Annotated in this window: 28 protein-coding genes and 1 pseudogene; 14 read left to right on the forward strand and 15 right to left on the reverse strand. The window is 66.6% G+C overall.

What is annotated here, in order from left to right; translation table 11 throughout:
• Positions 1–15 precede the first annotated feature (15 nt).
• The 3 genes and pseudogenes from QA600_RS22790 to QA600_RS03835 form a co-directional block, all read right to left on the reverse strand.
• Positions 16–806 (reverse strand): annotated as a pseudogene (locus QA600_RS22790) (sulfite exporter TauE/SafE family protein).
• Between the two features lie 58 nt (positions 807–864).
• Entirely contained in the window at positions 865–1476 is a 612-nt protein-coding gene (locus tag QA600_RS03830) for a class I SAM-dependent methyltransferase (protein ID WP_278290633.1), read from the reverse strand.
• An 82-nt stretch (positions 1477–1558) separates the two neighbouring features.
• The gene (locus QA600_RS03835; protein ID WP_278290634.1) at positions 1559–1879 is read right to left on the reverse strand and encodes a cupin domain-containing protein; all 321 of its coding nucleotides are present in this window, start codon (positions 1877–1879) and stop codon (positions 1559–1561) included.
• A gap of 140 nt (positions 1880–2019) precedes the next feature.
• On the opposite strand from QA600_RS03835, the gene hisI reads away from it, so the two are divergent.
• The 4 genes from hisI to QA600_RS03855 all read left to right on the forward strand — a co-directional run bounded on the left by hisI (position 2020) and on the right by QA600_RS03855 (position 4581).
• A complete protein-coding gene (hisI, locus tag QA600_RS03840; RefSeq protein ID WP_278290635.1) occupies positions 2020–2385 on the forward strand; it encodes a phosphoribosyl-AMP cyclohydrolase in 366 nt (121 codons plus the stop codon).
• A gap of 1 nt (position 2386) precedes the next feature.
• Positions 2387–3544 carry a hypothetical protein gene (locus QA600_RS03845; protein WP_278290636.1) on the forward strand — a complete coding sequence of 386 codons (1158 nt, stop codon included), beginning with the start codon at positions 2387–2389 and terminating at the stop codon, positions 3542–3544.
• Between the two features lie 64 nt (positions 3545–3608).
• Positions 3609–4022 carry a universal stress protein gene (locus QA600_RS03850; RefSeq protein ID WP_278290637.1) on the forward strand — a complete coding sequence of 138 codons (414 nt, stop codon included), beginning with the start codon at positions 3609–3611 and terminating at the stop codon, positions 4020–4022.
• A 49-nt stretch (positions 4023–4071) separates the two neighbouring features.
• On the forward strand, positions 4072–4581 hold the full coding sequence (locus QA600_RS03855; RefSeq protein ID WP_278290638.1) for an HPP family protein: 510 nt from the start codon (positions 4072–4074) through the stop codon (positions 4579–4581).
• 19 nt (positions 4582–4600) lie between these two features.
• Here QA600_RS03855 and QA600_RS03860 read toward each other — a convergent pair whose 3' ends face one another.
• The 3 genes from QA600_RS03860 to glmM all read right to left on the reverse strand — a co-directional run bounded on the left by QA600_RS03860 (position 4601) and on the right by glmM (position 7123).
• Positions 4601–5410, reverse strand: coding sequence for a hypothetical protein (locus QA600_RS03860; protein WP_278290639.1), 810 nt, complete (start codon positions 5408–5410; stop codon positions 4601–4603).
• Between the two features lie 8 nt (positions 5411–5418).
• The gene (locus QA600_RS03865; RefSeq protein WP_278290640.1) at positions 5419–5637 is read right to left on the reverse strand and encodes a hypothetical protein; all 219 of its coding nucleotides are present in this window, start codon (positions 5635–5637) and stop codon (positions 5419–5421) included.
• Between the two features lie 121 nt (positions 5638–5758).
• Positions 5759–7123 (reverse strand): phosphoglucosamine mutase, encoded by a 1365-nt coding sequence (gene glmM, locus QA600_RS03870; RefSeq protein ID WP_278290641.1) that lies wholly within the window; start codon positions 7121–7123, stop codon positions 5759–5761.
• A 90-nt stretch (positions 7124–7213) separates the two neighbouring features.
• On the opposite strand from glmM, the gene QA600_RS03875 reads away from it, so the two are divergent.
• The 3 genes from QA600_RS03875 to QA600_RS03885 all read left to right on the forward strand — a co-directional run bounded on the left by QA600_RS03875 (position 7214) and on the right by QA600_RS03885 (position 10694).
• On the forward strand, positions 7214–8044 hold the full coding sequence (locus QA600_RS03875) for a hypothetical protein (RefSeq protein ID WP_278290642.1): 831 nt from the start codon (positions 7214–7216) through the stop codon (positions 8042–8044).
• Positions 8041–8826, forward strand: coding sequence for an FkbM family methyltransferase (locus QA600_RS03880; RefSeq protein WP_278290643.1), 786 nt, complete (start codon positions 8041–8043; stop codon positions 8824–8826). The genes QA600_RS03875 and QA600_RS03880 overlap by 4 nt, the downstream gene beginning before the upstream one ends.
• Positions 8827–9167: 341 nt before the next feature.
• Complete coding sequence (locus tag QA600_RS03885; RefSeq protein WP_278290644.1) at positions 9168–10694, forward strand: polysaccharide biosynthesis C-terminal domain-containing protein; 1527 nt, start codon at positions 9168–9170, stop codon at positions 10692–10694.
• A gap of 23 nt (positions 10695–10717) precedes the next feature.
• Here the strand turns inward: QA600_RS03885 and QA600_RS03890 are convergent, their stop codons facing one another.
• Together QA600_RS03890 and QA600_RS03895 are read right to left on the reverse strand one after the other, a co-directional pair.
• The gene (locus QA600_RS03890) at positions 10718–11806 is read right to left on the reverse strand and encodes a GNAT family N-acetyltransferase (protein ID WP_278290645.1); all 1089 of its coding nucleotides are present in this window, start codon (positions 11804–11806) and stop codon (positions 10718–10720) included.
• A 9-nt stretch (positions 11807–11815) separates the two neighbouring features.
• Positions 11816–12763: a polysaccharide deacetylase family protein gene (locus tag QA600_RS03895; protein ID WP_278290646.1), complete on the reverse strand. Its 948-nt coding sequence runs from the start codon at positions 12761–12763 to the stop codon at positions 11816–11818.
• A gap of 535 nt (positions 12764–13298) precedes the next feature.
• Between QA600_RS03895 and QA600_RS03900 the strand changes: the two genes are divergently transcribed.
• From QA600_RS03900 to hjc, 5 genes are all read left to right on the forward strand, one after another.
• Positions 13299–14591, forward strand: a complete 1293-nt coding sequence (locus QA600_RS03900; RefSeq protein WP_278290647.1) for an amidohydrolase — start codon at positions 13299–13301, stop codon at positions 14589–14591.
• Between the two features lie 54 nt (positions 14592–14645).
• Positions 14646–15929, forward strand: coding sequence for an adenosylhomocysteinase (locus QA600_RS03905; protein WP_278290648.1), 1284 nt, complete (start codon positions 14646–14648; stop codon positions 15927–15929).
• Between the two features lie 68 nt (positions 15930–15997).
• Positions 15998–16192 (forward strand): hypothetical protein, encoded by a 195-nt coding sequence (locus tag QA600_RS03910; protein ID WP_278290649.1) that lies wholly within the window; start codon positions 15998–16000, stop codon positions 16190–16192.
• 88 nt (positions 16193–16280) lie between these two features.
• Positions 16281–17102, forward strand: a complete 822-nt coding sequence (locus QA600_RS03915) for a CPBP family intramembrane glutamic endopeptidase (RefSeq protein WP_278290650.1) — start codon at positions 16281–16283, stop codon at positions 17100–17102.
• A gap of 54 nt (positions 17103–17156) precedes the next feature.
• On the forward strand, positions 17157–17675 hold the full coding sequence (hjc, locus tag QA600_RS03920) for a Holliday junction resolvase Hjc (protein ID WP_278290651.1): 519 nt from the start codon (positions 17157–17159) through the stop codon (positions 17673–17675).
• Positions 17676–17678: 3 nt separating this feature from the next.
• Here the strand turns inward: hjc and QA600_RS03925 are convergent, their stop codons facing one another.
• The 3 genes from QA600_RS03925 to QA600_RS03935 all read right to left on the reverse strand — a co-directional run bounded on the left by QA600_RS03925 (position 17679) and on the right by QA600_RS03935 (position 22391).
• Positions 17679–19343, reverse strand: a complete 1665-nt coding sequence (locus tag QA600_RS03925; RefSeq protein WP_278290652.1) for a histidine kinase N-terminal 7TM domain-containing protein — start codon at positions 19341–19343, stop codon at positions 17679–17681.
• A gap of 456 nt (positions 19344–19799) precedes the next feature.
• The gene (locus QA600_RS03930) at positions 19800–21671 is read right to left on the reverse strand and encodes an acyl-CoA dehydrogenase family protein (protein WP_278290653.1); all 1872 of its coding nucleotides are present in this window, start codon (positions 21669–21671) and stop codon (positions 19800–19802) included.
• A 69-nt stretch (positions 21672–21740) separates the two neighbouring features.
• A complete protein-coding gene (locus QA600_RS03935) occupies positions 21741–22391 on the reverse strand; it encodes an SWIM zinc finger family protein (RefSeq protein WP_278290654.1) in 651 nt (216 codons plus the stop codon).
• Between the two features lie 252 nt (positions 22392–22643).
• Here QA600_RS03935 and QA600_RS03940 point away from each other — a divergent pair, with 252 nt between their 5' ends.
• Positions 22644–22901 (forward strand): hypothetical protein, encoded by a 258-nt coding sequence (locus QA600_RS03940; protein ID WP_278290655.1) that lies wholly within the window; start codon positions 22644–22646, stop codon positions 22899–22901.
• Between the two features lie 67 nt (positions 22902–22968).
• Here QA600_RS03940 and QA600_RS03945 read toward each other — a convergent pair whose 3' ends face one another.
• Positions 22969–23148, reverse strand: coding sequence for a hypothetical protein (locus tag QA600_RS03945; RefSeq protein WP_278290656.1), 180 nt, complete (start codon positions 23146–23148; stop codon positions 22969–22971).
• 137 nt (positions 23149–23285) lie between these two features.
• On the reverse strand, positions 23286–24362 hold the full coding sequence (gene priL, locus QA600_RS03950; protein WP_278290658.1) for a DNA primase regulatory subunit PriL: 1077 nt from the start codon (positions 24360–24362) through the stop codon (positions 23286–23288).
• 165 nt (positions 24363–24527) lie between these two features.
• On the opposite strand from priL, the gene QA600_RS03955 reads away from it, so the two are divergent.
• Positions 24528–25388, forward strand: coding sequence for an alpha/beta hydrolase (locus tag QA600_RS03955; RefSeq protein WP_278290659.1), 861 nt, complete (start codon positions 24528–24530; stop codon positions 25386–25388).
• A gap of 25 nt (positions 25389–25413) precedes the next feature.
• Here QA600_RS03955 and QA600_RS03960 read toward each other — a convergent pair whose 3' ends face one another.
• Positions 25414–25728, reverse strand: a complete 315-nt coding sequence (locus tag QA600_RS03960) for a HalOD1 output domain-containing protein (RefSeq protein WP_278290660.1) — start codon at positions 25726–25728, stop codon at positions 25414–25416.
• Positions 25729–25862: 134 nt separating this feature from the next.
• Positions 25863–26606 (reverse strand): DNA polymerase sliding clamp, encoded by a 744-nt coding sequence (locus tag QA600_RS03965; RefSeq protein ID WP_278290661.1) that lies wholly within the window; start codon positions 26604–26606, stop codon positions 25863–25865.
• Positions 26607–26920: the final 314 nt, after the last annotated feature.

The raw sequence follows: 26920 nt of genomic DNA on the forward strand, positions 1-26920 counted from the left end.
TCGATTTTCGCCCGCTCAGACGATACCGATCCCGTCGAGCAGGAGCCGAGCGCCGACGATCGCGAGCAGTCCGAGCACCCCGAGTCGCCGGCTTCGATCCCCGATACGGGGTCGCACGCGCCGCCCGAGGAAAACGCCGCCGAGTGCCGGAACCGCGAGCGCGACCGAAAGCAACGCGACACCGATCGACGGGTACAGCCCGAACGCCGAAGCTGCGCCGACCCGAACGGCGTTGATTCCGAGGAATACGAGTGCGAGCACGCCGACGAACAGCCCAGGATCGAGATCGCGGCTGCGGACGTAGGCGACGACCTGGACGCCGACGTTCGTCGCGCCGAAGACCAGTCCGGAGACGCCGCCCAGCGCGACCATCATTCCCGTTCGTTCGACGAAACAGTGGTGTTTGACCGCCCCGAGTCCAGGAACCGGGATCGTCGCTGTGTCACGCCGACGTACGAGAGCGTCACCACCCCGAGCGCGACCAGCAGCGGCTCCGTCGGGATCGACTCGAGCGCGGCCATCCCGATCACCGTCCCGACGAGTGTCGCGACGACATACGGAAAGAACCGCCGGCCACACGTGCGGACGTCTCGAGACTCGAGGTCGCCGAGCAGCGAAACGTTCGTCGCGAGGATCGGGACGATCATGAGGACGACGGCGACGGAGGGGTCGACGACCGTCGCGAGTACCGTCGTCCCAACGAGCGCGAATCCGAAGCCAGCGACCCCGGTTACGGCGCCGGCCAGGAGGAGCGTCAGGAGAACGAAAATGGCGGTGGCCGGATCAGCGGCCCCGAGTGGAGACAAGTGAGCGGACACGCGTGTCGATAGCTCCGCGCGGACGGGAGATAAACGATACCCCGGGTCACTCGCCCCGGTAGGTTGCCATCACGAACGGCACCGAGCTTCCGAGCGGGTCGTCGACGATTCGCTCCCAGTCGAGTTCGAATCCGGCCCGCTCGAGGGCCTCGCGAGTCCGGTGTGGACCGGGCGTGCTGAAGAACATCGCCCGGCCGCTTCCGAGCCAGTCGTTCCGAACGGTCTCGTACCGTCCCGAACTGCCGGTCATCAGGAGCCGCCCGCCCGGTCGGAGCACGCGGGCGAACTCCGCGTAGACGGCGGGGTGTTCCGCCCGGGGAACGTGAAAGACCGTGTGGTAGGCCGTGATCGCGTCGACGGCGTTCGCGGCGAGCGGAAGCGCCGTCAGCTCGCCCTGCAGAAGTCGCGCTTCCGGGACGGCGTCGGCCGCCAGCTCGAGCTGCCGACGCGAAAGATCGAGCCCGATCCGGTTGACGCCCACGAGATTCGCCAGCGTCCGTCGGCCGTCGCCACAGCCGACGTCGAGCACCGTCGCCTCCGGTGGGATCGACTCGAGTAACTCGTCGATCAGCGCGGCGTCGTCGCCGTCGGCGCGACGACTCGACGCGTACGGTTCGGCGAGTTCATCCCACGCCCGCCGGAGTTCCCGCCTGTCCATGCTCTGAAGAGGCGGCTCGCGAGCAAGCCGGGACGGCCAAACAGGTGAGGGTTCGACGGCCGAACGCGGCGGCTCCCGATCGCTACGGTGCGCCCACCAGTACGAACCGACTCTCGGCGTCGCCGTTGTGGATCTGGTGGGTCGCGTCCGGCGGAATTCGGATCGCGTCGCCCTCGCTCAGCTCGACCGATTCGTCCTCGACGGTGACCGTCGCTTCCCCCTCCAGAAGCAGGTACACCTCCTCCTGTTCATCGTCGGCGTGGTCGTGTTCCATCCCCTCCCAGCCGGGCTCGCACTCGAGGACGGTCACACCGACGTTCTCGCAGTTCAGTTCGTCCCGGAGGAAGTGTAGTCCCCTCTGATCGTCGACGTCGTGGTAGTTCGCGGTCGTGTACTCGGCCATCGCACACTTACGACCACGGGCGGGGAAATAAACGTTGGCGGCCCTCGAACTCGTACGGTGGTGTCCCGATTGCGGGGCCGCCGCCCCGTCGGCCGTTCCACTGCAAAAGATCTATCGCCGGCACGACCCTGGAGTCGCGCATGGACGAGATCACGGTCGACTTCGGCGAGGACGGACTCGTTCCGGCCGTCGCACAGGACGCCGAGACCGGCGAGGTGTTGATGCTCGCTTACGTCTCCCCGGAGGCTCTCGAGCGAACCCGCGAGACGGGGCGGGCTCACTACTACTCGCGCAGCCGGGACGAACTCTGGGAGAAAGGCGCGACGAGCGGCCACACCCAGGACGTCGCGGAGATCCGGGTCGACTGCGACGCCGACACCCTGCTGTACCTGGTCGACCAGGCGGGCGGCGCCTGCCACACCGGCCACCGCTCCTGTTTCTACCGCACGATCGAGGGAGAGAACGTCGGCGAACGCGTCTTTGACCCGGAGGCCGTCTACGAGTAGCATGAGCGAGCGCGTCTCCCGCTCGAGCGACACCGAGACCGACCGGACGCCCCTCGAGCGACTCGAGGCCGCCCGCGAGCGCTACGCGCAGGCGCGGACGGCGATCGACGACCGCGGCGGCGAGGCGGTCGTCGAGGCCGCCGAGGCCTACCGGGACGCGACGGAGCTGCTCGAGCGGTACGTCGACCGGGCGACGGGGACGGGCAGGGAGAACTTCAAGGCCTACGTCGAACTCGAGGGGAAGTTCGACTCGCTGGTCGAGGGGCTCCCTGACGACCTGAAGGGCCGTGATGCCTTCGAGAACGCGCTCGACGCCATCGACAAGCGCCGACTGAGCGAGTCCGATTTCGAACGGGCCCACGACGCGCTCGAGCCCGCCGAACGGTACGCCGAGCTGCTCGAGGAGCGCGACGCGGCCCGCGAGGCCCTCGACGAGGCTCGCAAGGCCGCGAGCCGACGCCGCCGCGAGATCGACAGCGAGATCGACGAGCGCGAGCGCCTGCTCGAGCTGGCCAACGCCGACCTGGGCGCGCCCGTCGAACGTCTGCGGGAGCCGATCGAGCGCTACGACGAACTGATCCGAGAGCGGTTCCGGGAGTACCGTTTGGAGGCCTCCGCCCGCGAGGTCTTCTCGCTGCTCGAGCGCAGCCGGTGGTACCCCTTCGTCGCGTTCGAGCGACCGCCGGACGATCTGGAGCGGTTCGTCTTCGACCGACCCGCGGGGGAGTATACGATCCCCGAACTGCTCGAGTACGCGGAGTACTCCCGCTCGAAGCTCTCTCACTACGTCGAGGACGCCGACGAGCTCAAGCGAGCGGTGGCCACCCAGCAGACCTACCTCGAGGGGATCGACGGCGAACCGCTGACCGTCGGCTGGCCGCCCGGTCCCGCGGGCCTCCTCGAGCGGCGAACCCGGGAGTTCCGGCCGTTCGTCGCCCGCATCGCCGACGAGGAGACCGTCGCCGTACTCCGGGAGGTGCGCGCGCTCGCCCGCGACGACGAGTACGACCGCCTCCAGACGGCGGCCCAGGCCGTCGAGCAGCTAACCGCCGACGAGCGCGAGCGACTGCGCGAGGGTCGGGTCACGGAGGAACTCGACTCCCTACGAACCGAGCGGGAGCGTCTCGAGGCCGCACTCGAGGTCGACGACTCGCTGTAGGACTCGTTCGACCGTTTTCCGCTCCGGGCCACGACTGAAGCAGCCGGCGGTCGTACCCCTCGTCATGACCAGACAGCTGCTCGTCCCGGTAGATGACTCGGCACCCGCGCGGGCGGCCCTCGAGTACGCCCTCGAACGGTTCCCCGACGACGAACTCGTCGTCGTCCATGCTGTCGACGAGCTCGAGGCAGGGTACGCCGGCGAGCCGTCGGCCGACGCCGACGGAGCGACCGACCTCGACGTCTTCGAAGACGCTACGCGACTCGCCGAGGATCGCGGACGGCGAGTCGAGACTCGCGTCCTCGAGGGTCAGGCTGCCGACGCGATCCTCGATCACGTCATCGAGACCGGTGCCGACGAGATCGTCATGGGCAGCGAGGGTCGATCGGGCGTCTCGCGGATGCTGCTTGGTAGCGTCGCCGAGAAGGTCGCCCGGCAGTCGCCGGTTCCGGTCACGATCGTCCCGTCCGGCCGGTAAGCGAACTGCAACCAGCGGGATTTTCACGCCGACTCTTGGAGAACCGAGTATGGATGACCGGACCGGGACGACGCTTCACACCGGCCTGCTTATCCTGACGACGGCCGGCGTCGCCTGGCTCTCGGGGTTACCGATGGTGTTTCCGAGCCTCGGTCCGTCCGCGTTCGTGCTGGCGCTGTTCCAGGACAGCGACGCGACCTCGCCGCGGCGGGTGATCGGGGGCCACGCGATCGGCGTCGTCGCCGGACTGATCGCCTACCACCTGCTGGCGGGCGGCGTCAGTATGACCTCGGCGACGACACCGGGCTCGCTCGAGGGGCTCCAGCTCGCGGCCAGCGCCGTCGTCGCGACGATGCTGACCGTCGGCGGTATGCTCGCGACCGACACCCGCCACCCGCCCGCCTGCGCGACGACGCTGATCGTCTCGCTCGGCTTGCTCTCGACGCTGTGGGAGGGGACGCTGATGGTGCTCGCGGTCGTCTTGCTCGTCGTCGTCCACCGACTTCTGCTGGCGACCGAGCGCGTCGGCGCGCGCTACGGCGAGGAGCTTCGGTCGTAGCTCACACAACGGCACGTCTTCAGTCGCCAGCGTCGCTGGTCTCGACCTCCTCTCGGGAAAGCTGCTGCTGGAGCACGAACGGGCCGAAGTCTGCCGCGGTCCGCCGCGCGATCGTCGCGATCCGGAGCACGCACGCCAGCAACACGGCGAACGGACTGAACAGCGCCGTGATCGTCGCTGCGACGACGACGTAGACGTAGGGGTGCAACTCGAGGGCGAGCAGGTTGCGGTACGAGAGGACGACGAAGGCACCCGCCAGCAGCGTTGGGAAGCCGACGTACAGCAGGATCTTCGAGAGATCCGCCAGCTCCTGTTGCATGTACACCGTCTTGAAGTACTGGCGGGCGACGTGGATGTCGCCTAGGAGGTTCTCGAGGCGCCCGAGCTGGTCGTCGGCGGCGTCCGAGAGTTCGAACCGGTGGTACTCACGGATCTTCCGGATCTCCTGGCGCTGCCAGGGGTCGTTGTAGTGAAGGATGACCGAGATCAACTCGAAGGTCCCGAACGTCACCTCCTCGAGCGCGTCGATCACGTCGTCGTCCCGCTGGAGCGTCGTCGAGACGAACTCCTCGACGTCCTCGTGGAGGTCGGGATCCCCGTCCGCACAGACGTTTCGGAGGCCGAGCGCCGTCCGGCGTTTGGCCTCGACCAGCGTTCGAAGCAGCGCGGGTGGCTCCGCGGGACTGGGCCGAATCCCGGTGTGGGCCTCGATCGACTTCCGGAAGTCGGCGGTCTCTTCGATCCGCTCGAAGAAGGCGCCGGTCGTCCCGAACTCCTCGGAGAGGATCAGCTGGTTGATCGCCAGCACGACGGTAATGAAGGGGAGCATCCCGCCGATCAGCGCGAGGAGATCGCGACGACCTCGTCGGCCTCGGCGGGCGTAATCAGCGAACTCCGGATCAACAGCAAGGAGACGACGAACGTTGCGGGGAGCATCAGGCCGGAGACGATCCGGCGGTCGCCGTGGAGGTAGAGCCAGTGAAGTGCGGCGTCGATCCGGGTTCCGGTTCCGACGAGCGGGTCTGGTTGCGACTGGGGGGGCGTCGTCGTCGACAACGTCGCGGCGCTGCGTCGACTCCACCCCCATTGCGCGTTCCGTTCGTTATCGAAGCGGAGCCGACGGAAAGACCTGCTGCCGGCAACCGCTCCGACAGAACGGACTGCGAAGTGGACCGTATCAGGCGTCGCTTTTCGCCGTCGAGAGGGCTTCGTACATCTCGTCGGCGAGTCCGTTCGCCCGGTCGCCGTCGCGGGCCTCGGCGTAGATGCGGACGAGGGGCTCGGTGCCGGACGGTCGGGCCAGCACCCACGCGTCGCCGTGATCGAGTCGGTAGCCGTCGCGCGTGTTGAGTTCGGCGTTGGCCTCCTGGGCGTGGTTTGCCGCGGCGTCGAGCATCGCGTCGCGTTCGGCTGTCGACTCGTACTCGATGTTCCGCCGGACGTTGGCGTAGCCGCTGTAGGGGGAGACGATCTCGCTGACTCGCCGCTCGGCGACGAGTTCGAGGAACCGCGCGGCGGTGTAGGCGCCGTCGCGGGTCAGACGGTAGTTCGGGAAGAAGATCCCGCCGTTGCCCTCGCCGGCGACGGGGATGTGCTTGTCCTTGGCCTCGAGTTCCCGGATCCTGGTGATGATATTCGTCGAACCGATCGGCGTCAGCTCGAGTTCGGCACCGATCTCGTTGACGACGTCGACCAGGCGCTGGGAGACGTTGACCGCCGAGACGGTGGTGTCGTCGGGTCCGAGTTCGGCGGCTGCGAGCGCGGCCAGTGTGGCGTCGCCCTCGACGTACTCGCCGTTCTCGTCGAAGAAGATCGCGCGGTCGCCGTCGCCGTCGTGGGCGATCCCGATGTCGGCGTCGGTCGATCGGACGAGCCGACCCAGATCGCCGAGGTTCGACAGCACCGGCTCCGGATCGCGACCGGGGAAGTGGCCGTCGGGCTGGCCGTTGACGGTGACAACCCGACAGCCCAGCCGACGGAAGAACTCCGGGCTGGTCAGCGAGCCCGCGCCGTGGCCGGGGTCGAGGGCGATCGTCAGGTCGGCGTCGGCGATCCGCTCGCGGTCGACCGCCTCGAGCAGCTCGTCGACGTACTCGCGTCTGGCGCCCTCGACCTCGCGGACGCGACCGGTCTCGTCCCAGGAGGCGACCGCAAACGCCTCCGCGAGCAGCGTCTCCTCGATCGACTCGAGGTCGGAGACGGCGAGTTCGACGCCGTCGCGGTCGACGAGTTTGACGCCGTTGTACTGGGGCGGGTTGTGCGAGGCCGTGATGACCATGACCGGAACGTCTTCGCGTTCGGCGTACGCCTGCGCACCCGGCGTCGGCATGATCCCGAGCCGATCAACGTCGGTCCCCGTACTCGCCAGCCCGCTCGCGGCGGCGTCGGCGAGCATCTGGCCAGTGTGTCGCGTGTCGCGCGCGATCGCGATGCGGCCGACCCCCCAGGCGGTCCCCGCTGCCTTCGCGACGCGCAGGACGAACGCGGGCGTCAGCTCCTCGTTGGCGACGCCCCGCGTCCCGCTCGATCCGAATACTTGCATCACGTAGTAGTCGGGTTGGCCCCCCCAAATGGGTTCCGAAGCCGACGGACAGACGGAACGCTTTCAGTCCACCGTCACGATCCCCGAAACATGGATTCGATCGAGGAGAAACGCGTCTACGGCGACCGGGAGGGTGCCGTCCAGATCTACGTCACGAGTTCCTTCGGCGTCGTCCGCGTGCGGGCCGCCGGCGACACGGTCGGCGAGTTTGGGCTCTGTGAGCGCTGTGACGCCGCCGACGTCGCCGTGAGCGCGGATGGAATCGCTGTCGCGACCGACGACGACGTCGAACTGCTCGAGCCGTCTGCCGACGCGACCGACGTCGAACTCGTCGGAACCGGGTTCGGTTCCGCGGTCGCGGTCGGCGCCAACGGCTCCGAACTGCTCGCTGCGAGTCCGGACGGACGGGTCGCCTCCCGAGTGGACGACGAGTGGCAGACGCTTTCCGACGACTTCGAACCGACGGTTCGGGCGATCGACGGCGATCTCCTCGCGACAGATCGGGGCGTCTACCGTGTCCACGACGGTGGGCTCGACCACGCCGGGCTTACCGATGTCCGCGACGTCTCGGCTGCGGGCGTTCCGCTCGCCGCTACCGCGGACGGCCTCTACAAGCTTGGCAACGGCTGGATGGAGGTTCTCGAGGGCTCGTTCGAGGTCGTCGCCGCGGACCCTCGATCCGAGCCGGGAAGTCTCCATCGAGCACACGCAGTCTCGGAGACGAGCGTATACGAGTACGGCGAGGACGGCGACGAGTGGCTCGAACTCGACGCCTCCGGGTCGATCGTCGACGTCGGCTACGCCGACACGGTCTACGCCGTCACCGCCGACGGCCGGTTCCTCGCGGCGACCGACGGCGAGTGGCGCTCCCAGACCCTCGGGATCGACGGCGTCACGGGGCTGGCCGTCGTCCCCGCGTGAGCACCGTCCTCGAGCGCCTCGAGTGCTCCGACCTCGGGAGGCGGGCGTTCCGGACCCTCCGCGGGCTGGGTTACGGCGCCTACTACCGGCTGGCGGCCTCGAACTACGACCGGGAGCTGTTCCCGCGCCGGAATCGGACATCTGCGGGGACGTTCCGGTGTTACGAACCGCTTAACCGCCACGGCGACGACCGGATGCTCGCGGAGCTCGAGGCCTGCTGTGGCCCGGCGGCCGTCGTCTACGACGTCGGCGCGAACGTCGGAATCTACGCGCTCGCGCTGGCGACCGACGAACCGGATCGGCGGGTCGTCGCCTTCGAACCCGCGCCGCGAACCGTCGACCGACTGCGCGCGAACGTCCGACTGAACGGGCTCGAAGATCGGATCGACGTCCGGCCCTGCGGGATCGGTGACGAGAGCGGCGACCGCCCGTTCTACGTCTCCACGTACCCCGAACTCTCGGCGTTCGACCGGGCCAGCGCCGCCCGCTGGGAGGCCTCGGTGGCCGACGTCCGCCCGGTCCCGATTCGCCGGCTCGACGATCTCGAGCCCGAGCTACCGGTGCCCGACGCAATCAAGATCGACGTCGAGGGGGCCGCACCCGCAGTCGTCCGCGGCGCCGCGGGGATCCTCGAGCGACACGAGCCGACGGTGTTCGTCGAGCTCCATCGGGACGGCCTCGCCGACGATATCCCGGTCGAGACGAGGGCGGCCCTCGAGGCGGCCGGCTACCAGGTTCGGGAACGGGAGACGTACTGGCGCTGTGAACCTCACGGGGACTGATCACACGGCATAGACAGACACACGGAAACACGGTCTACGGGCCGCTCGAGCCCGTATCTCTGGCGGTCGCGTCGCTTATCTACCGGATAATAATCCCTCGAGCGTCGGTACAATCGAGCGATGGTTCTGCTCTCTCGATCGTCGTTCTCCCCGTTCTGTCGGCCGCACGCACGACAGCAATCGTCGGTACGAGACCGGAAGCCCGATCCCGCCGTCGCGCTCGGCGGTGATTCGATCGTCAGGCCCCGGGAAGACGTTTCCGCCGGGCGAAACGGACCGGACTCGATCGGCGTCGGAACACGATGCACTCTTCGGGCAGCGTTCGAAACACCCCCTAACGAATGAAGCGGAGCATCACCAGCGGTTTTCTCTCGATTCTCGGCGTGAAGTTTCTCCTCATCAGTCTCGATTTCCTCTCCTCACCGCTGTTGACCCGCTTCCTCGGCGAAGGGTACGGTGACTACGCGGTCTTGATGTCCATCTTCGCGATCTACATGATCTTCGTCAGCACGGGCGTCGGCGACGGCGTCCGGAAGTACGTCGCGGAACAGCGCGACACGCCACACTGGGACGAACACGTCGTCGGATTCTACCTCCGACTGGCGCTGTTGCTCGCCGCCGCCGGCTGTTTCTTCCTCGCGCTGGCGGCCCAGTCCGGTTTCATCCAGAACCACCTCGGCACCTCCTACCAGACGTACTTCTATCTCCTCTCCCTGCTCGTCTTCACCTCCCAGTTCCGCGAGTACACGCGCCGAACGCTCATGGGGTTCGGTCTCGAGCGCTACTCCGAACCGCTGCTCTTTCTCGACAAGGTTCTGTTTATCACTGTCGGCGTCGGGCTCGCGTACCTCGGCTATGGCGTCCCCGGGGTGCTGATCGGCCACATGACGGGCGCGGTGGTGACGTCGGTGATCGGCCTAGCGGCGATCCACCGACAGGTGCCGCTGACGACGGCGCTGTTCAAGATTCCCTCGCGGGAGTTTCCGCGCCGCGAGCTCTTCGCGTACAACGGACTCAGCATCGTACTGATTCTCTTCCTGACGTCGCTGTACGAGGTCGACGTCGTGATGCTCGGCTTCTTTACCACGGCCCAGGAAACTGCCTACTACCGGATCGCGCTCACTCTCGCGGAGTTCCTCTGGATCGTGCCGCTGGCGCTCCAGAACGTTCTCCTGCACTCGACGTCGAACATCTGGGCGAACAACGACCGCGAGCGAATCAACTCGCTCGCCGCTCGGATCACGCGGTACACGCTGTTGTTCACCCTGCTGCTCGCGGTCGGGCTCGCCGCGCTCGCGCCGGTCGCCCTGCCGATCATCTACCCCGACGAGTATATCGCCAGCTACGTGCCGATCCTCCTGTTGCTCCCCGGCTGTGTCGGCTTCGCCCTGGCGCGACCGATTCTCGCGATCGGTCAGGGGAAAGGCGACCTTCGGAAGCTGATCGTCGCGACCGGCGCGGCGGCGATCCTCAACATCACGCTCAACGGGCTGCTGATTCCCCAGTACGGAATGTACGGCGCTGCCGCCGCGACCAGTATCAGTTACGGACTCATGTTCGTGTTCCACCTCTGGAGCGCCAGGGCGATCGGTTTCTATCCGGCCGCGGACGCTCGAATCCCGCGGGCGATACTCGTCGGCGTCTCCGCTGCGGTTCCGATCTTCCTCCTCACCGAGTTCCTTCGCGGCTCGGCCATCCCGCTGGTCGTCATCGACTTCCCCGTGTCGTTGATCGTCGTCCCGCCGGTTGGCGCGATCGTCTTCTTGGGGCTCTCGATCCTCTTCGGTGCGGTCGACGTCGACGAAATCGTCGACTTCCTCGAGTCGGCACCGGATCCGATAGGTCAGTTCGGCTCGAGTCTCCGATAGCGCTGGCGCGGGCGGCGCGAGCGCTAGCCGCTGTCGACCTCGCAGAACGCGAGCCGCCAGTTCGACGCCTCCGTCAACTGACGACCGGAGAGGGTCCAGTCCGTCGGCTCCGCTCCCGACGGTCTGACAACGTGGGTCGACGACGAGGTAGCCCACGTCAGGGGCGGTCGCTGATCGCTGTGGAACCCGCGCGCCCGGAGCGTTCTCTCGGGAATCACCGAGCCCGGGGTGACGAGGACGTCCGCGTCCGTGTTCTCCCGAACGACGTCCTCGAGCAGTCCCGAGAGGATCGCCGTTCGGTACGCTTCGGTTCCCGCCGCGAGCGGGAGTACGTCGACGATCCGGACGGTGGTGGGTCCGTCGTCTCGCTCCCGCCGACCGTAGACCAGCGCCCCGACGGCGTCTCCGTCGCGGGTCGCGAGGACGGTCCGGTAGCTCCACAGCGGGTTCTCGAAGCGCCACTCGTAGAACGCCTCGTCGCGGACGACGTGAAACGCCGACACCGTCTCGGCGTCGGCCAGCGCCGCGAGCGTCGCCGTCGGTACGCCGTCGTACCGCGACCGATCGACCGCGTCGCTCGAGTCGGCGCGGCGGTCCCTGAGCGCACCGTAACTGCTCGCGGCGGTCCGGGCGAGCGCCTCGACGGGCTCGAGGGCCGGAAGCCATGCGGTCGGGTTCTCGATCCGGTAGTAGGTCTCCCGCTCGCCAACGATTCGCCAGCCGAGCTTGAGATTGCCCGGCAGCGAGCGGTGGTTCGGGAAGTTGAAGAAGAGGTCGACGTCCTCCTCGTAGCGTTCGATCGCGCGTTCGGTCATCCGTGTAAAGAGCCCGCGTCGCTGGTGGTCGGGGTGGACCATCGAGTCACAGGGCTCGAACGCGTCGTACTGGTCGTCTCCCGCGGCGACCCGGAGCGGGAAGAACGACCGCGCGCCGACGAGTTCGTCCCCGCGCTCGGCGACGACGATCGGGACGTGGTCGACGTAGGGGTTTGCCTCGTACTTCCAGGCGAACCAGTCCGTTCCCATCCGTCCGCCGAGCACCTCCTCGAACAGCTCGAGGAACGCGTCTCTGTCGGCCGGCTCGTACTGCCGGATATCGTACGGATCGGACATCGTCTGGGGTTACAACGACTTCGCGCGTGCGGGCCGAGAGCGTTCCGCCCGCTGCACGTCGTCGGCGATACCGCTCATCGTGTCGACGCGGAGATCGCTGGACTCGCGTCGACGATCGATATGCCGGACGATCGACCGAAGCCGTCGGTGGTGAGCGGGGGTGCGAAGGTTGTGGGGATGCAGCCAGAGGTGTAACACGCCGTCGGTCTCGGCGACTTCGTCGATCCCGGCTTTGACCTGTCTGAGGACCGGATCCTTTCCGAGCGCGGCGAACGGTTTCTCGTACTCCTGACCGAAGTTGAACAGGTAGATCGACGCCGGGACGTTGACGAGCCCGTACTCGTCGACGTGCGGTTCGACGATCGGCGGCGTCGGCTTCCCGACGACTGCACTCGAGACCTTCGTGAGCTGCCGGCCGATCGTTCCCCGCTCCTCGAGCAGTCGGTTCACGCCACGGTAACACTCGAACCCGTGCTCGGCGAGCAGATCCCGGCGACGAACCCTGTTGACCGGGAAGACGAACGACGAGAGGTCGTACCCCTGTCGGGCCGCGGCTCGGGTACAGTTCTCGATCTCACGGGCCGCGAACTCCTCGTTCATCCGCTCGTGCTCCAGGTGGACGTGGGTAAAGCCGTGGCCGCCAATTTCGTGGTCGACGGCGGCGTTCGCGATCTCGTCGACGAGTTCGTTCGCACACCAGACGTCGTTCGCCTCGAGGTTGCCGACCGCGTGCTGACAGCAGCGCTCGCCGGCCGGATGGTCCCGGTGACAGCGCGGACAGGAGTCCAGAAACAGGTGGCCGGTAACCGCCCAGGTCGCCGGAACCTCGTAGGCGTCGAACAGGTCCCGAAGATGAAGCCAGTTCTCGCGGGTGTCCCGGAGCAGCGACTCCGGAACCTCCCTGTCGTGAAACCCCCAGCCGAGCTCCGCGTCGAGAGAGATGACTACTTTCCCCATCGTCTCACCCGCCCGTCTCCGCGACGGTGGTTGCTTGCGAATAGCGCTCGTTCGCCCGGCGTTGCGCAGAGAAACGGCCGATCTGCAGTCCCTTCGCCGCGTACTGTTGACGACTCATCTCTGTCGGAGCGTGGGTTTTACCGAGTATAGTGTTTAATCTCTTAAGGAACAGTCCGAATATTACCACGGTTTCCCGCTGTTCGAACCCCGCTGTAGTGGCCGAAAGCCGAGTAAAGAGTTCGGTCGAGTTATAGTAGTCGAACGCCGGAGGCGGGGCCGGCAGCTGCCGGCCGTCCGATCGATTCACGTCGACGATACGATCGATTTCACTCCGCGAACGGTCCGACACCGCTCGAGGCTGCGAATTATGCGGTGATCGTTGCCCATCCGGTCCGATGGTGGAACCCGCTATCAACGAGCTAAGCGACGGCGGATGACGTTGTCGTTGCGAAACGGTTGGTGGGCCAAGGTTTGTGCGCTCGAGTCCGCTCGTTGAATCGACACGCTAAGGCGGGCCGACGAGAAATCCGAACCGATGGCGACGCTTTCGATCACCGGCGGCCAGGTGCTGTTGCCCGACGGGACCGTGACGCGCGCGGACGTACTGATCGACCAGGAGGGCGGCGAGATCCTCGAGGTCGGCCCCGACCTCGCGGGCGAGGAGACGCTCGACGCCTCGGGGAGCCTCGTGACACCCGGGTTCGTCAACGGTCACAGCCACGTTGCGATGACGCTGTTGCGGGGGTACGCCGACGACAAACCCCTCGAGAGCTGGCTCCGTGAGGATATCTGGCCCGCCGAGGCGGAGTTGACGCCCGAGGCCGTCCGCGCTGGCACCGAGCTGGGACTGCTCGAGATGATCAAAGGCGGGACGACCGCGTTCGCGGATATGTACTTCGAGATGTCGGAAGTCGCCGACGCCGTCGAACGAGCGGGGCTTCGCGCGCGCCTCGGCCACGGCGTCGTCACCGTCGTCAAGGACGACGCGGGGGCCCGCGAGGACCTCGAGACGAGCCTCGCGTTCGCCCGCGAGTACGACGGCGCCGCGGACGGCCGGATCTCCACGGCGTTTATGCCCCACTCGCTGACGACCGTTGGACGAGAATACCTCGAGGAGTTCGTCCCGAAGGCCCGCGAAGCGGGCGTCCCGATCCATTACCACGCAAACGAGACGGTCGACGAGGTGACGCCGATCGTCGAGGACCGGGGCGTTCGCCCCCTCGCGTACGCGGCCGAGCTGGGGATGCTCGAGCCCGAAGACTTCGTCGCCCACGGCGTCCACGTCGACGAGAGCGAGATCGGCTTGCTCGCGGAGGCGGGGACGGGCGTGGTCCACTGCCCGGCCTCGAACATGAAACTGGCAAGCGGGATGGCCCCGGTCCAGCGCATGCTCGAGGCGGGCGTGACGGTCGGCCTGGGAACCGACGGCGCGGCCTCGAACAACGACCTCTCGATGCTCGACGAGGCCCGCGACGCCGCGATGGTCGGCAAGCTCGCCGCCGAGGACGCCAGCGCGGTACCAGCTGAGCGGATCGCCGAGATGCTCACGCACACCACCGCGGACGCGATCGGCCTCGAGTCGGGCCGCCTCGAGGAGGGCGCGCCCGCCGACCTCGCCGTGATCGATCTCGAGGAACCCCACCTGACGCCGGCTCACGACCTGGTGAGCCACCTCGCCTACGCCGTGGCCGCGTCCGACGTCCGCCACACGATCTGTGACGGGCAGGTGCTCATGCGGGATCGGGAGGTGCTGACCCTCGAGGAGGACGCGGTGCTCGAGCGGGCGAGCGAGGCGGCCGAGTCGCTGGTCGCTCGCGCCGAGGAGTGATCCTCGCTTCGGCACTTCGGTAGCGTTTTCCCCGCCCTGGCCCTCCACCGACACATGACCGAGTATCCGCCGATCAGCGATCAGCTGGACGACCTCGAGTCCGCACGGGAGGAGGGTCGTCGCAAGATGGACTGGGCCGCCCAGCACATGCCCATCCTCGAGCACGTCCGCGAGGAGTTCGTCGCCGAGCAGCCCTTCGAGGGCGAACGCATCGCGATGGCGATGCACGTCGAGGCGAAGACCGCAATGCTCGTCGAGACGCTCGCCGAGGGTGGGGCCGATGTTGCGGTGACGGGCTGCAACCCGCTGTCGACCCACGACGACGTCTCGGCGGCGCTCGACGCCCACGAGAACATCACGAGCTACGCGAAACGCGGCGTCGACGACCAGGAGTACTACGACGCCATCGAGGCCGTCATCGCCCACGAGCCGACCGTCACTGTCGATGACGGGATGGACCTCGTCGCGGCGATCCACGAGGACTACCCCGAACTGATCGACGGTATCGTCGGCGGTGCGGAGGAGACGACCACGGGCGTTCACCGCCTGCGCGCGATGGACGAAGACGGCGCGCTCGACTACCCCGTCTTCGCCGTGAACGACACGCCGATGAAGCGGCTGTTCGACAACGTCCACGGCACCGGCGAATCCTCGCTGGCCTCGATCGCCATGACCACGAACCTCTCGTGGGCCGGCAAGAACGTCGTCGTCGCCGGCTTCGGCTACTGCGGGAAGGGCGTCGCCCGGAAGGCGTCGGGCCAGAACGCGAACGTCATCGTCACCGAGGTCGAGCCCCGGCGCGCACTCGAGGCCCACATGGAGGGCTACGAGGTCATGCCGATGGCCGACGCGGCCGAGAAGGGTGACGTCTTCCTCACGACGACCGGCAACCGGGACGTCATCGTCGAGGAGCACTTCGAGGCAATGCAGGACGGCGTCCTGCTGGCCAACGCGGGCCACTTCGACATCGAGATCGACCTCGAGGCGCTCGACGATCTCGCCGTGGATCGGTACGAGGCTCGAGACGGTGTCGAGGCCTACGAACTCGAGGACGGCTGCCGACTGAACGTCGTCGCCGAGGGTCGCCTGGTCAACCTCGCCGCACCGATCTCGCTCGGACACCCCGTCGAAGTGATGGACCAGTCGTTCGGCATTCAGGCGGTCTGCGTCCGCGAGATGCTCGAGAACAGCGAAGCGTACGATGCAGGCGTCCACGACGTTCCCGACGACCTCGATCGGGAGATCGCCGAGATCAAACTCGAGGCCGAGGGCGTCGACTTCGATGCGCTGACCGACACTCAGCGCGAGTACATGGATAGCTGGGACCACGGGACGTGAGGTTCTCGGTCTGATCGGCGTCACGCTGCTCACCGGCACGTTCGCCCGCCTGGCCGGCGCTGGGTGCCTTGATCCAGACGGTGCTGTTTATTTTCGGCAGCTGGGGCGTCGCTGGCGGACTGGTCACCGACCAGCTCGTCTACGCCGTGATCTTCCCGGCTCTCGGGACCCTCACCACGGGACAAATCCTCGGCGTCGACCGCTACCTCGAGAGTCACCCGATCGTCGAGCGGAACTCGAAACTCCGGTATCTCCTCGGCTGATCGATAGCCGGCTCTCGCTACCGCTCTTTTCATATCGGGTTCAGCTGAAAGAGGAACGCCCAAAAGTGGGCTTCCCCTAGGCCGACGTATGGCAACAGTAGACCGGGCGGACGGTCGGGTGAGATCGCTCCTCGTCGCCGTCTTCCTCTCGGTCGCCGCGATCGTCGCATCGCAGTTTACGACGCTCCCGGCGTTCCTGCTCGATCCGGCGCTGCTCGAGTCGCCGGCGGAGGCATCGAACACGGCGACGTTCGTCCTGCTGACGCTGAACTTCCTTGGCTTTTTCCTCGTCGGCGGGTTCTACCTCTGGTGGACCGAACGCGGCTGGGACTGGCTCGACCTCCGGATGCCGACGCGGCGCGGCTGGGGATACGTACTGGCCGGGATCGTCGGCAGCATCGCGTTCGTGATGATCGTCAACATCGTCGCGACGGTGCTCCAGCTTCCCACTTCGGAGAACCAGGTCGTCGAACTGATCGGCGACGATCCGAACATGGTCCTGCTCATGATCGTCGTCGTCTTTCTGTTCAACGCGCCGGCCGAGGAGTTCCTCTTCCGGAACGTGATCCAGAAGCGCCTGTACGCCGCCTTCTCGCGGATGAGTGCCGTCGTCGTCACGAGCGTCATCTTCGCACTGATCCACATCCCGTCGTACGCGCTGGCGGCCGACGGGGGACTCGCTCCCCTCGGTGCGATCGGCGTCTCGCTGACGGTCGTGTTCTTCGGCTCGGTCATCTTCGGCTACCTCTACGCGAAAACGGACAACCTCATCGTGCCGACGGCGGCCCACGCCGCGTTCAACGCCTTCCAGTTCGCAATCCTCTATCTCGTCTTGCGCTTTGCACCCGAGGAGGCCGAGGAGATGACGGCGATGGCCGTCGACGTCGCGCTGACACTGGTCCCGATCTGATCCCTTGACTGCGGTTCGCCCCGCTTATTATCCCGCAGTGGAGACCTATCGGGTATGTCCCACGCGAAGGGCGGCCGCCGCGAACGAGAACTCGTCAACGCGCTCGACGAGGCCGGGTTCGCGGTGATGCGCGCGCCCGCGAGCGGTGCAGCGACGGACCGCGAACTTCCCGACGTGCTCGCCGGTGACGGCGACACCTTCTACGCGATCGAGGCGAAATCGAGCGCAGGCGATCCGATCTACCTCACCGGCGAGGAGGTCGAGGCGCTGACGTACTTCGCACAGAACTTCGGCGCGAAACCCCGAATCGGCGTCCGGTTCGACCGCGAGGACTGGTACTTCTTCCACCCCGCGGACCTCCACGTCACCGACGGCGGGAACTACCGCGTCAAAAAGGAGACCGCGATCGCCGACGGCATCGACTTTCCCGAGTTCGTCGGTGACTCGGCGAAGGTCACCCTCGAGGAGGTCGGCGAACCCGACGCCGGCCCCGACGAGGACGTCCTCCGCGTGCTCAACGCCGTCAAGCAGGGCGTGATGGACGTCGAGGAGGCCGCGGAGCTGCTCGAGTAGTTGCTACCGACTCGAGACGTCGGCGGCCGGGAGCCGAACCGTGACGACGCTGCCGCGGGGTTCGTTCTCCGCGAACGAGAGTTCGCCCGACGACAGCGAGACCGTCCACTTCACCAGCCAGAGCCCGAAGCCGCTCCCGTGTTCGAGGGGGGTTTCCGCGTTGGCCTCGAGCGCGGTGAGCTCCTGCTCCGGAATCCCGGGCCCGTCGTCGGCGACCTCGATCCGGACGGTGTCGTCCTCGGCAACGACGCGAACGGCAACCGATGGCTGCGCTGCGTCGTTGTGGAGCACCGCGTTCTCGATCAGATTCTCGATCGCAGTCCGGAAGCTCTCCTCGTCGATAACAGTGACAGGGCCGACCCCGCCGTCGAGATCGACGGTGAACTGCGCCTGCGGATACTCGCCTCGAGCGTCCTCGACTACCCGTTCGACGACCGCTGTGGCCGACGCGGTCGTCCGGCCGTCCTGGGAGTCGATCGCCCGCTCGAACTGCCGGGCCTTCTCGCTCAGTTCGACGACGCGAGCCGCGCTCGCTCGAGCCCGGTCGACGTACTCCCGGTCCGCCGGCTGGACTCGTTCCTCGAGGAGGTCGAGATAGCCGACGGTCACGTTCAGATCGTTGCGGATGTTGTGACGAAACACGCGCTGGAGCACGCTGCGTCGCTCGCGCTCGATAAGTTGGGTGACGTCGTCCAGGTAGATGACCCGTCCGGTGTTTCGTCCGAGGCCGTCGGTCAGTTCGATCGTTCGGGGCCGAAACACCCGCCGGCCGGCTTCCGTCTCGACGACGTGTTCGCCGCCATCGACGTCGAGTTCGGGCGGGAGTGCGACTTCGATGTCGGTTCCGACCGTCTCATCGCTGAGCAACTCCCGCGCGGTGGCGTTGGCGTCCAGCAGCCGGCCGTCGGCGTCGACGACGACGACACCGTCGTCCAGCGCGTCGAGCAGTCGTGACCGGGCTACGGGGACGACGTCGATGAGGCGGGTGGTGAAGATACCGACGCCGAAGAGAACGGCCGTGATAGCGAACCCGATCGGCGTCGGATCGACCGCCGGATGGGGCCAGCCGCGGAAGACGTACGCGATTCCGACGATCCAGGGGACAACGATAGCGAGGGCGATAACGGACGACTGTTTCTGGTAGATTACGGGCTGTCCGATCGCCGTCAGCAAGAGGAGCACCGTTCCCAGCGCGAGGAGCCCCCATCCGAACGCGGCGAACAGCCAGAACCCCGGTCCTCGCCCATGTTCCAGAACTGCCGTCTCCCCGACAGTGACGACGGCGAATTCCGCGTAGAACAGCCCGTGGCTCTGGGTGGTGAGCACGACCAGGACGGTCAGTACGGGCCCGACGAACAGGGCCGTGACGAGTCGACGGGTCACCCAGCGGTCCCGTCCGGAGTACCGCAGTACGAACAGCAGGAACCAGATCGGCGCCGTCGTAACGCCGAGGTACTTCACCGCGGTGAGGACGACGTACATCGTCGGATCGAGCGTGAACAGTCGGGCCATCGAACCGATGACCCAGACGGCGACGGCCATGACCATGCAGACGAACAGCCGGCCGAGCGGCTTCTCGGAGTGACTGCGTCCCACGTAGACCGCCAGCGAGATCATCAGTCCCGCAGCTACGAGGTGGCTCGCCCAGACGACCTCCGAGCCGGTCACCTCGTACACGGCTATCCCATTCGTCGCCGAACGAAGCCGCGTACTTCCCCCGTCGGCGTTTCCCCGGTCCCGCCGACGGTATCCGAACGCTGTTCTCCCATCGTTCTATTTCGCATTCACACACCAATGAATTTATTGTATGATAGTATAGTATAGTGCTCGAACAGGTTAGAACAGCGTATATTCGGGACGCCGTCTCGAGTAGCGTCTTCCGAACGATCGACCGATCAGTTCCCGTCAGTTCGGTCGTATTGGGGGTGGGCCCCCTCGAACCGGGTCCAGCCCAGTCCCATCAGCGCCGCGAAGATGGGGACGAACGCGAGCCCGGTCAGCCCGACCGGAAGCCGAGGAGAGACAGACCGAACGTGCCGATCGCCGACAGCGCCACGACACTCACGACGATGGCCTGGACGTCACTGAACGCACCCGTTCCATCTGCGCCGATCATGGCAGCCGCTACCCTCGGTCGTCCTGAATACTTTCTGACGGGTTTTCGATACCGTCGACGTCCGGGAGCCGATCGGGAGCGACCGACGCGTACCGGACGATCGGATCGAACGCCTCGAGCGCGAACCGGTCTCCGCTCGCGATCCCCCGGGCTTCCGGTTCCTCAAGTTCGTTCGCGACGAACCGCTTCGCGACGAGCACCGTTCGGGCGTCCCCGTCCTCGATCTTCGACTGGGCACGCTCGAGCAACAGCGCGGCGGTGAAGACGTCGAACACGTAGTGGGCCAGGCGCTTGGCCGATAGCTGGGCGTACTCGCCGTCCTCGCCGGCGAGCGTCGTGAGTGCGGTCAGCAGCTCGTGATACTCGCTCTCGACGGTCTCGAGGGAGTCGGCGAGGGCCGGGTGAGAAACGCGCTCGAGTCGGTTCTCGATCGCCTCCCGCAGCGGTTCGTGGGCGTCCTCGCGCACGAGGGCCCGCAGGACGTCCAGCGAGAGGACGTTTTCGGTTCCCTCCCAGATCGGGAGCACCTGTGCGTCCCGGAGCATGCGGTTCGTGACGAACTCGTTCACGTAGCCGTTGCCGCCGTGGACCTCCATCCCGTAGGAGGCGGTGTCGACGGCCATCCGAGCGGTGCGCAGTTTCGCGATCGGGATCAGCAGTCGCATCAGCCGGTAGGCGTCGTCCGCTTCGTCGCCGTCCTGGTCGGCCCGCTCAGCGCGTTCGCGCTCCGAAAGCAACCGCGCGGCCTCGAGGACGTACGTCGTCGCGGCCTCGTGGTCGACCGCCATGTCGACCAGATCCGCCCGCATCAGCGGGTGCTGGTCGATCGGCTTCCCGAACGCCTCTCGGTTCGCGGCGTAGATCTTGCTCTCGAGCAGCACCCGACCCATAATCCCGCAGGACGCGGCGGCGTTCGACAGCCGCTCGAGGTTGAGCATCTCGGCCATCTGCCGGAACCCGCTTTTCTCCTCGCCGACGAGGATCGCCTTCGCGCCGGTGAACTTGACTTCGCCAGTCGGCACCGAGATCGTCCCCAGCTTGTCCTTCAGGCGGCGGTAGAGCTGGTCGTTGACTTCGTCGGGTGCGAGCGGTCCGTCCTCGAGCAGGTCGCCCTTCGTCACCGGATCGTCGAAGCGGTCGAGATTGGAATGGGGCACGAGAAACATCGAGAGCCCCGCGGTCCCCTCGGGCGCGTCCTCGGTCCGGGCCAGCGCCAGCGTTCCCTCGGCGTCGACGTTCGAGCAGAACCACTTCTCGCCGTACAGGCGCCAGCAGTCGGCGTCGTGGTCGTACTCGGCCCGCGTCTCGTTGGCCCCGACATCGCTCCCGCCCTGTTTCTCGGTGAGAAACATCGCGCCCTCGATCAGGTCGTCGTAGTCGCGGCTCGTCAGCGCCTCGAGGTAGGGTTCGAGCGACTCGTCGCCGAACTTCTCTAAGACGAGTGCCGCGCCGGCGGTCATCGCCACCGGGCAGTCGAAGCCGGGGTCGGCGTAGCACAACAGGTACTGCATCGCGAGGTTGTGCGACAGCGCCATCGGCTCCTCGCGGCCGGGTGGGGCCTCGAAGACGTCGGCGACGATCCCGGCCTCGTAGGCGAGACGTTCGTTCTCGAACTGTTCGGCCGGATACCGTACCCGGTTCTGGACCTCGCCGTGTTTGTCGTAGGGCTCGAGTTCGGGTCCGTGATCGTCAATATAGTCGGCGTTGTCGGCGATCATGTGACCGACGGTTTCGCCGAACGCCTCGAGGCGGGGTTCGGCCCACTCGAACGCCTCGTCGGTGTACGTTCGGCGGAGTTCGCGCTGCAGGGTCCGATCGAGTTCCCAGTAGTTGACGTTCCGGCCCTCCTCGTAGCGGCCGTAATCGATCCCGTCGTCCATACCCTGGTATTCGGTCCCAACTGCCAAAAAACGAAAGCTATCCAACCTGTCTTCCGTTGTCGAGCGTTGTTACGCTGTTGCAGCGTGATTCCACTCGGGGACGTGTTTCTTGAGTCGCGTGCGGGGGAAGACGTACACCCGCAGCGACTCGGGGACGACGCCGTTTGGCGCGACCGTCGCGTGGGGGTAGACAGCGCCGACGACGGGAACGTCGGGCGCGTAGTTCTCGTTCGTCGGGTAGTCGGCGACGGAGTCGCCCGTGGCCTGGATCCGGACCGCGTCGGCCCGCAGGTCCGAGACGTCGACGACCGTGAGTCGGTCGCCGGTCTCGCGGTCGACGACCGTATCGCCCGACCGGAGCGCGTGGCGGTCGCAGTAGGCCGGACCGGTCGCGTTCTCGTCGACGAACACCGTCTTGCCGCAGTCGTGGCAGCCGACGGCTCGCTCGCCGGGCGGGGGCGTTCGCCCCTCGTTGATCTCGATGGCGACGCGGCGGACGTGCTTGCAACGGACCCCGCGGAAGACGTGATCGGGACAGGTACAGCGACCGCCCTCGAGGTCGACGAGGTAGGTCTGATCGGTCGCGGACTCGACCTCGTAGAGGCCCTCGCCCAGCGCCCGCACCGACATCGGTTCGGTGCGGGCGCGGCGCGAGCGCTCCTCGAGGCCGTCGTCGGACGGTACTGGAAGCGGTGCTTTCGGTGACGCTGTTGTTTTCATAGGTGCGTCGGGAGTGATTCGCCGGCTGACGGCCGGCTCCGTGGTCGACTGGCTATTCGACGTCCCTAGGCGAGCCACCGAAATAACCGGACTGCTTGCCAGTGCTTGCCTATACTTTATATGAGCTGTCCAATCTCGGCCGGCTCGACGGCTTTGGCGACCACTCAGGGATCGAGGGGCGAAAGGGCAACAGTGCGGTGCTCGAGCGGCGCTTCGAAGCGCTTTTGGCCGGGCCGGGGAAACCGTCGGGTAATGCTCGAGCGCGAGCGGATCATCGAAATCGTCGTGGCCGTGACGTCCGTCTTCCTAATGCTCGGTGCCATGGTCGCCATCGGCGGCGAGTACGGGGGTGCGGACAGCGCTCTCTCCCCCGAGGGCGGCGAGATGCTCGTCGGCGTCATCATTGGCTTCATCTTCCTGCTAACCGCGGTCGGGATCGGTCTAGCGTACCTGCTGAACGATCCGACCGACGGCCTCGACGACGACGCGGACGCACAGAACGCAGCGTAGGCGGCGCCCGTTCCTGCCTCGAACCGCTCCCATAGCCGCTGGCGAACCGAGAACGGCGGCCCCGTAACTACTCGTCCTCGAGTTCGTCGACCCGTTGCTCGAGGGCTGTGATCCGTCGCTCGTAGCCGCGCTTTCTGTCGAGATACTCGTAGACACCGATGATCAGCAACAGCGGAATTCCAAGGAAAAACACCGTCAGTAATAGGACCACAAGCAACTCCGGACCACCGGGGACCTGGAGTATCACCGTCCCGTCACTACCGGCCGATCTCACATAAAACTGCGTTCGGACCGACGTGCTCGGCCGCAGATTCGCCGCTTTCCTTCTGTCCCGGCACCCGTACCGGTGGTGGGTGCTGGTTGCCAAACGGGCGGCTCGGGCGATCAATCCCCGGCCGCCGACTCCTCGCCTCCCTCGCGCCAGTCCTCGAGTTCGTCCTCGTCGGTCTGATCGATGCGTTTCTCGTAGTAGGCCATCGGGTGTGGAATGCGCTCGCAGAGGTCGTCCTTGTTCACGCAGTCGCCGTAGGACTGCATCGTCGCACAGGAAGGTGGCGAGTACTCCGTCGGCGACGTCTCGCCGCCGATATGGTCGGTCTGATAGCGGGTCATCTCCTCGCCGAACGAGGAGTTCACCCGGTAGAGTTCGACGATCTCGTCGGTCGACATCCCGATGCTCGTCAGGAAGGCGGTGATCGCAAAGCGGGAGTGGTGGGGCAAGTGTTCGCCTTTCTGGATATCGTCCAGCAGCGCCTTCATACACGGCGGGAACAGGTCGGGGACGACGGTGTCGATCTCGCGGGTGAGATCGAGTTCCGCCAGCACGTCGCGGATCTCGGCGGCCTCGGTCTCGAGGCTCGCCGCGATCGCGTCGGGCACCTGGAAGGGGAGCCCCCCCTCGATCCGCTCGCGGATGGCCTCCCGGAGCAGCGTGTGCAGTTCGTCCTCCTCAATCGGTACCTCGCCGCCCGAGAGCGCCCGGTTGACGAGCCGCCATCGGTCGTCGCGAAGCCCCGCCGCCAGCGGGAGGTAGCGGCCGATGCCGATCCGGTACCCGTCGTCCACCGGCTGGACGGCGTTTGCGAGGTCGAACTCCTCGAGCAGGTCGTCGAGGTCCAGCCCGGTCGAGCTGACGCTTTTGAGTTCGACAGTGTTCTCGAAGTCGTCCGTGAACCGCTCGAAGGCCGCCGTCGACTCGGCGCGGGCGTACTTGCGGGTCAGGATCCCTTCGTCGACCAGCGAGACGAGCACCCGGGCGACGGGATAGGAGAGCAGTTCCGTGCGGGGATCGCGATGTGGGTCGCCGATCTCGCCGTCCTCGACCGCGGTGCTCACGCGCTGGGTCGCCCGCTCGACGACCGCCCCGTCCTGTTCGACGATCGTCGCCAGGTCGACGGCCTCGGTCGCCACGGCCTCGCGGGCGGCCTCGAGAAACGGGTATCGGGCGTGCAGTCGCTCCATCGGTAACGTAGTGTTACTCGGGGAGGTTAAGCGCCCTGATTGTCCGGCCGCCTCGGCGCTCGGAGCCAAACAGATGTTACTGTCGGTAACATGCCCTTACCGATTTCGTGGGTCGGCCCTGCCTCGAGGGTCGATTTCAAGGGCGTTCGATGCGTCGGCACGCGTATGCCACGGGTCACTCGAGACGGCGTGTCGATCTACTACGAACACGACGAGGGGGAGGGAACGCCGGTCGTCTTCCTGCAGGGACTCGGTTACGGACGGTGGATGTGGCGCTGGCAACGGGAGGCCGTCGCCGACGACTACGGAGTCATCGCGCCCGACAACCGGGGAACGGGTCGCTCCGAGGCCGGGCTCCCGCCGCTCGTGGGCCGACTGCCGCAAAAGCTTCGTGCCCCACTGATCTTCAAGTTCGCCGGCTACTCGATCGGGGGGCTGGCCGCCGACCTCGAGGCGGTCCTCGACGATGTCGGTATCTACGACGCCCACATTGTCGGTTCGAGTTTGGGCGGGATGATCGCCCAGCGCTACGCCCTCGAGTACTCCCGGGCGAAGACGCTGACGCTTTGTTGTACGACCCACGGCGGGGTCGACGCGGTCCCGATTCCCGACGAGACACAGGAACAGATCTTCGACACCCCAGACGGCGCGAGCGAACGGGAGGTTATCCGTCACCGAATGCGGCCCGCGTTCAACGAGCGGTTCACCAACCGGAACCCGCACCTGATGGACCGCATCATCGAGTGGCGCCTCGAGCAGGACGCTGCCGCGCCAGCCCGGGAGGCCCAGGCCGCGGCCGCACTCGAGTTCGACGTCAGCGATCGACTGGAGCGAATCCGGGTGCCGACGCTGGTCATGCACGGGACGAACGACCGAGTCCTTCCTGTCGCGAACGGGAAGCTGCTCGGCGAGAAGATTCCGGACGCGCGCCTCGACCTCGTCGAGGGCGGCTCGCACTGCTTTTTCATCGAGGACTCGGAGCTGGTCAACCGGACGCTTCGCTCGTTCCTCGAGGATCACGAGTGAGTCGTCCCGCCGAACAGTTCCGGTATCAGTCGCCGGCGACCGTGCTGGAGGCGGCCGAGGGATCGGAGACGCGGATCCGGCCGTCGGTGCGAACGTCGACGTCGAAGCCGGCGTAGGAGAACCGAAGGCTGTGGGTTCGGTTACCAGCCGTTCGACGGGCGTGGGCACACAGCGAATCGATCGCGTCCGGATCGATGACGGCGTACAGCGGCTCGAGCTCGAGCGGATCGACGTCGGCAGCGGTCCCGACCGCGTCGAGGACGGCCTCGCTGGCGCTGTCACCGGCGGGATCGAACGTTGTCTCGTACCGTCTATCGCTGGGATCGCTGTTGGAGGGCATGCGCGCTCTTCCTACACGGAGGAAACTGGTAGGGACGGTGCTTACCATATCGAGCTTTTAAGTCACGACTCGAGTGAGATACAGTCGCACACGAAGGAGTGGATACCGAACGCGATCGACCGGAAATAACGGCGTCAGTCGCTCTGAATCCGCGGCGCCAGCATGTAGGTGACCTGTCCCTGCCCCTCGGCGAACCCGAAGTAGATCTTCACGGGGAACTCCTCGCCCAGATCGAGCGTGACCTCGGCGTCGCCGGGGATCGCTTTGTCCATATCCTTGAGGTAGTCGAGCGAGAACAGCGAGTGAGCCGGGCCGACCTGCAGGTCGATCAGATCCCCCTGCGTGAGCTCGAGGTGAACGTCGTCGGTGTCGCCCTCCGCGTCGACGTAGAAGTACTCCTCGCCCTCGTCGACGCCGAGCGCGATGTGATCGGAGACCATATCCGCGGCCTTCACCGAGCGATTGACGTCCTTCCCCTCGAGGACGACCCGTGCGGGGAGGTCGAGCTCCGGGATGTCCGGCTCCTGGCGGATCGAGTCGGGGTCGATCAGCGCCAGCGTGTACTCGAGCCCGTCGATCTGAATGTGGAGCTTGCGGGTTTCCTCGTCGAGCTCGAGCTGGATCAGCTGTCCGGAGTCGGCCATCCCGGCGATATCCTCGAGTCGGGAGAGATCGACGCCGATCAGTCCGCCGTCGGCCTCGTAGGACTCGAACGCCGTCGCTTCGAGCGAGAGGTCGACCATCCCGACGTTCGCGGGATCGACGGCCCGGATTTCGAGCCCCTCCTCCTCGAGATGGATCTTGCACTCGTCGACCAGCACGCTCACCGAATCGAGCGCGCTGGTGAGCGTTTCCGCGCTCACGATGGCCTTGAACATATGGCTCGAGGTACGGACGGTCGCCATAAAAATGCACTCTTTACGCGCGAGCGTGGCGCGGGCGCGAAGAAGATATAGCGGAGCGGATCCGGCAGCCGCTCCCGGACGAACCGAAAACTTCGACCGTCGGAAACGACGACCCGTCGAAGTATCACGTCGTTTGCCATAACAAGTTATCTGTGGGACCACGGGGCGGATCGCAGCCTCCTCGGAAACGACTTACAGCGGACAGTATCAGACGGGTCGACACCGGTCGTCTTTGCCTCGCGTGGCGGAACCCCGCTCGAGGTTTCGGGGCGCGTAGACGTCCGCCA

The sequence above is a fragment of the Natronococcus sp. A-GB1 genome (assembly GCF_029688845.1).
Taxonomy (GTDB): domain Archaea; phylum Halobacteriota; class Halobacteria; order Halobacteriales; family Natrialbaceae; genus Natronococcus.

Excerpts from the sequence above, each read along its gene's own strand:
- QA600_RS03830 (WP_278290633.1), bottom strand. The coding sequence starts at position 1,476 with ATGGACAGGCGGGAACTCCGGCGGGCGTGGGATGAACTCGCCGAACCG.
- QA600_RS03835 (WP_278290634.1), bottom strand. The coding sequence starts at position 1,879 with ATGGCCGAGTACACGACCGCGAACTACCACGACGTCGACGATCAGAGG.
- hisI (WP_278290635.1), top strand. The coding sequence starts at position 2,020 with ATGGACGAGATCACGGTCGACTTCGGCGAGGACGGACTCGTTCCGGCC.
- QA600_RS03845 (WP_278290636.1), top strand. The coding sequence starts at position 2,387 with ATGAGCGAGCGCGTCTCCCGCTCGAGCGACACCGAGACCGACCGGACG.
- QA600_RS03850 (WP_278290637.1), top strand. The coding sequence starts at position 3,609 with ATGACCAGACAGCTGCTCGTCCCGGTAGATGACTCGGCACCCGCGCGG.
- QA600_RS03855 (WP_278290638.1), top strand. The coding sequence starts at position 4,072 with ATGGATGACCGGACCGGGACGACGCTTCACACCGGCCTGCTTATCCTG.
- QA600_RS03860 (WP_278290639.1), bottom strand. The coding sequence starts at position 5,410 with ATGCTCCCCTTCATTACCGTCGTGCTGGCGATCAACCAGCTGATCCTC.
- glmM (WP_278290641.1), bottom strand. The coding sequence starts at position 7,123 with ATGCAAGTATTCGGATCGAGCGGGACGCGGGGCGTCGCCAACGAGGAG.
- QA600_RS03875 (WP_278290642.1), top strand. The coding sequence starts at position 7,214 with ATGGATTCGATCGAGGAGAAACGCGTCTACGGCGACCGGGAGGGTGCC.
- QA600_RS03885 (WP_278290644.1), top strand. The coding sequence starts at position 9,168 with ATGAAGCGGAGCATCACCAGCGGTTTTCTCTCGATTCTCGGCGTGAAG.
- QA600_RS03890 (WP_278290645.1), bottom strand. The coding sequence starts at position 11,806 with ATGTCCGATCCGTACGATATCCGGCAGTACGAGCCGGCCGACAGAGAC.
- QA600_RS03895 (WP_278290646.1), bottom strand. The coding sequence starts at position 12,763 with ATGGGGAAAGTAGTCATCTCTCTCGACGCGGAGCTCGGCTGGGGGTTT.
- QA600_RS03900 (WP_278290647.1), top strand. The coding sequence starts at position 13,299 with ATGGCGACGCTTTCGATCACCGGCGGCCAGGTGCTGTTGCCCGACGGG.
- QA600_RS03905 (WP_278290648.1), top strand. The coding sequence starts at position 14,646 with ATGACCGAGTATCCGCCGATCAGCGATCAGCTGGACGACCTCGAGTCC.
- QA600_RS03915 (WP_278290650.1), top strand. The coding sequence starts at position 16,281 with ATGGCAACAGTAGACCGGGCGGACGGTCGGGTGAGATCGCTCCTCGTC.
- hjc (WP_278290651.1), top strand. The coding sequence starts at position 17,157 with ATGTCCCACGCGAAGGGCGGCCGCCGCGAACGAGAACTCGTCAACGCG.
- QA600_RS03930 (WP_278290653.1), bottom strand. The coding sequence starts at position 21,671 with ATGGACGACGGGATCGATTACGGCCGCTACGAGGAGGGCCGGAACGTC.
- QA600_RS03935 (WP_278290654.1), bottom strand. The coding sequence starts at position 22,391 with ATGAAAACAACAGCGTCACCGAAAGCACCGCTTCCAGTACCGTCCGAC.
- QA600_RS03940 (WP_278290655.1), top strand. The coding sequence starts at position 22,644 with ATGCTCGAGCGCGAGCGGATCATCGAAATCGTCGTGGCCGTGACGTCC.
- priL (WP_278290658.1), bottom strand. The coding sequence starts at position 24,362 with ATGGAGCGACTGCACGCCCGATACCCGTTTCTCGAGGCCGCCCGCGAG.
- QA600_RS03955 (WP_278290659.1), top strand. The coding sequence starts at position 24,528 with ATGCCACGGGTCACTCGAGACGGCGTGTCGATCTACTACGAACACGAC.
- QA600_RS03960 (WP_278290660.1), bottom strand. The coding sequence starts at position 25,728 with ATGCCCTCCAACAGCGATCCCAGCGATAGACGGTACGAGACAACGTTC.
- QA600_RS03965 (WP_278290661.1), bottom strand. The coding sequence starts at position 26,606 with ATGTTCAAGGCCATCGTGAGCGCGGAAACGCTCACCAGCGCGCTCGAT.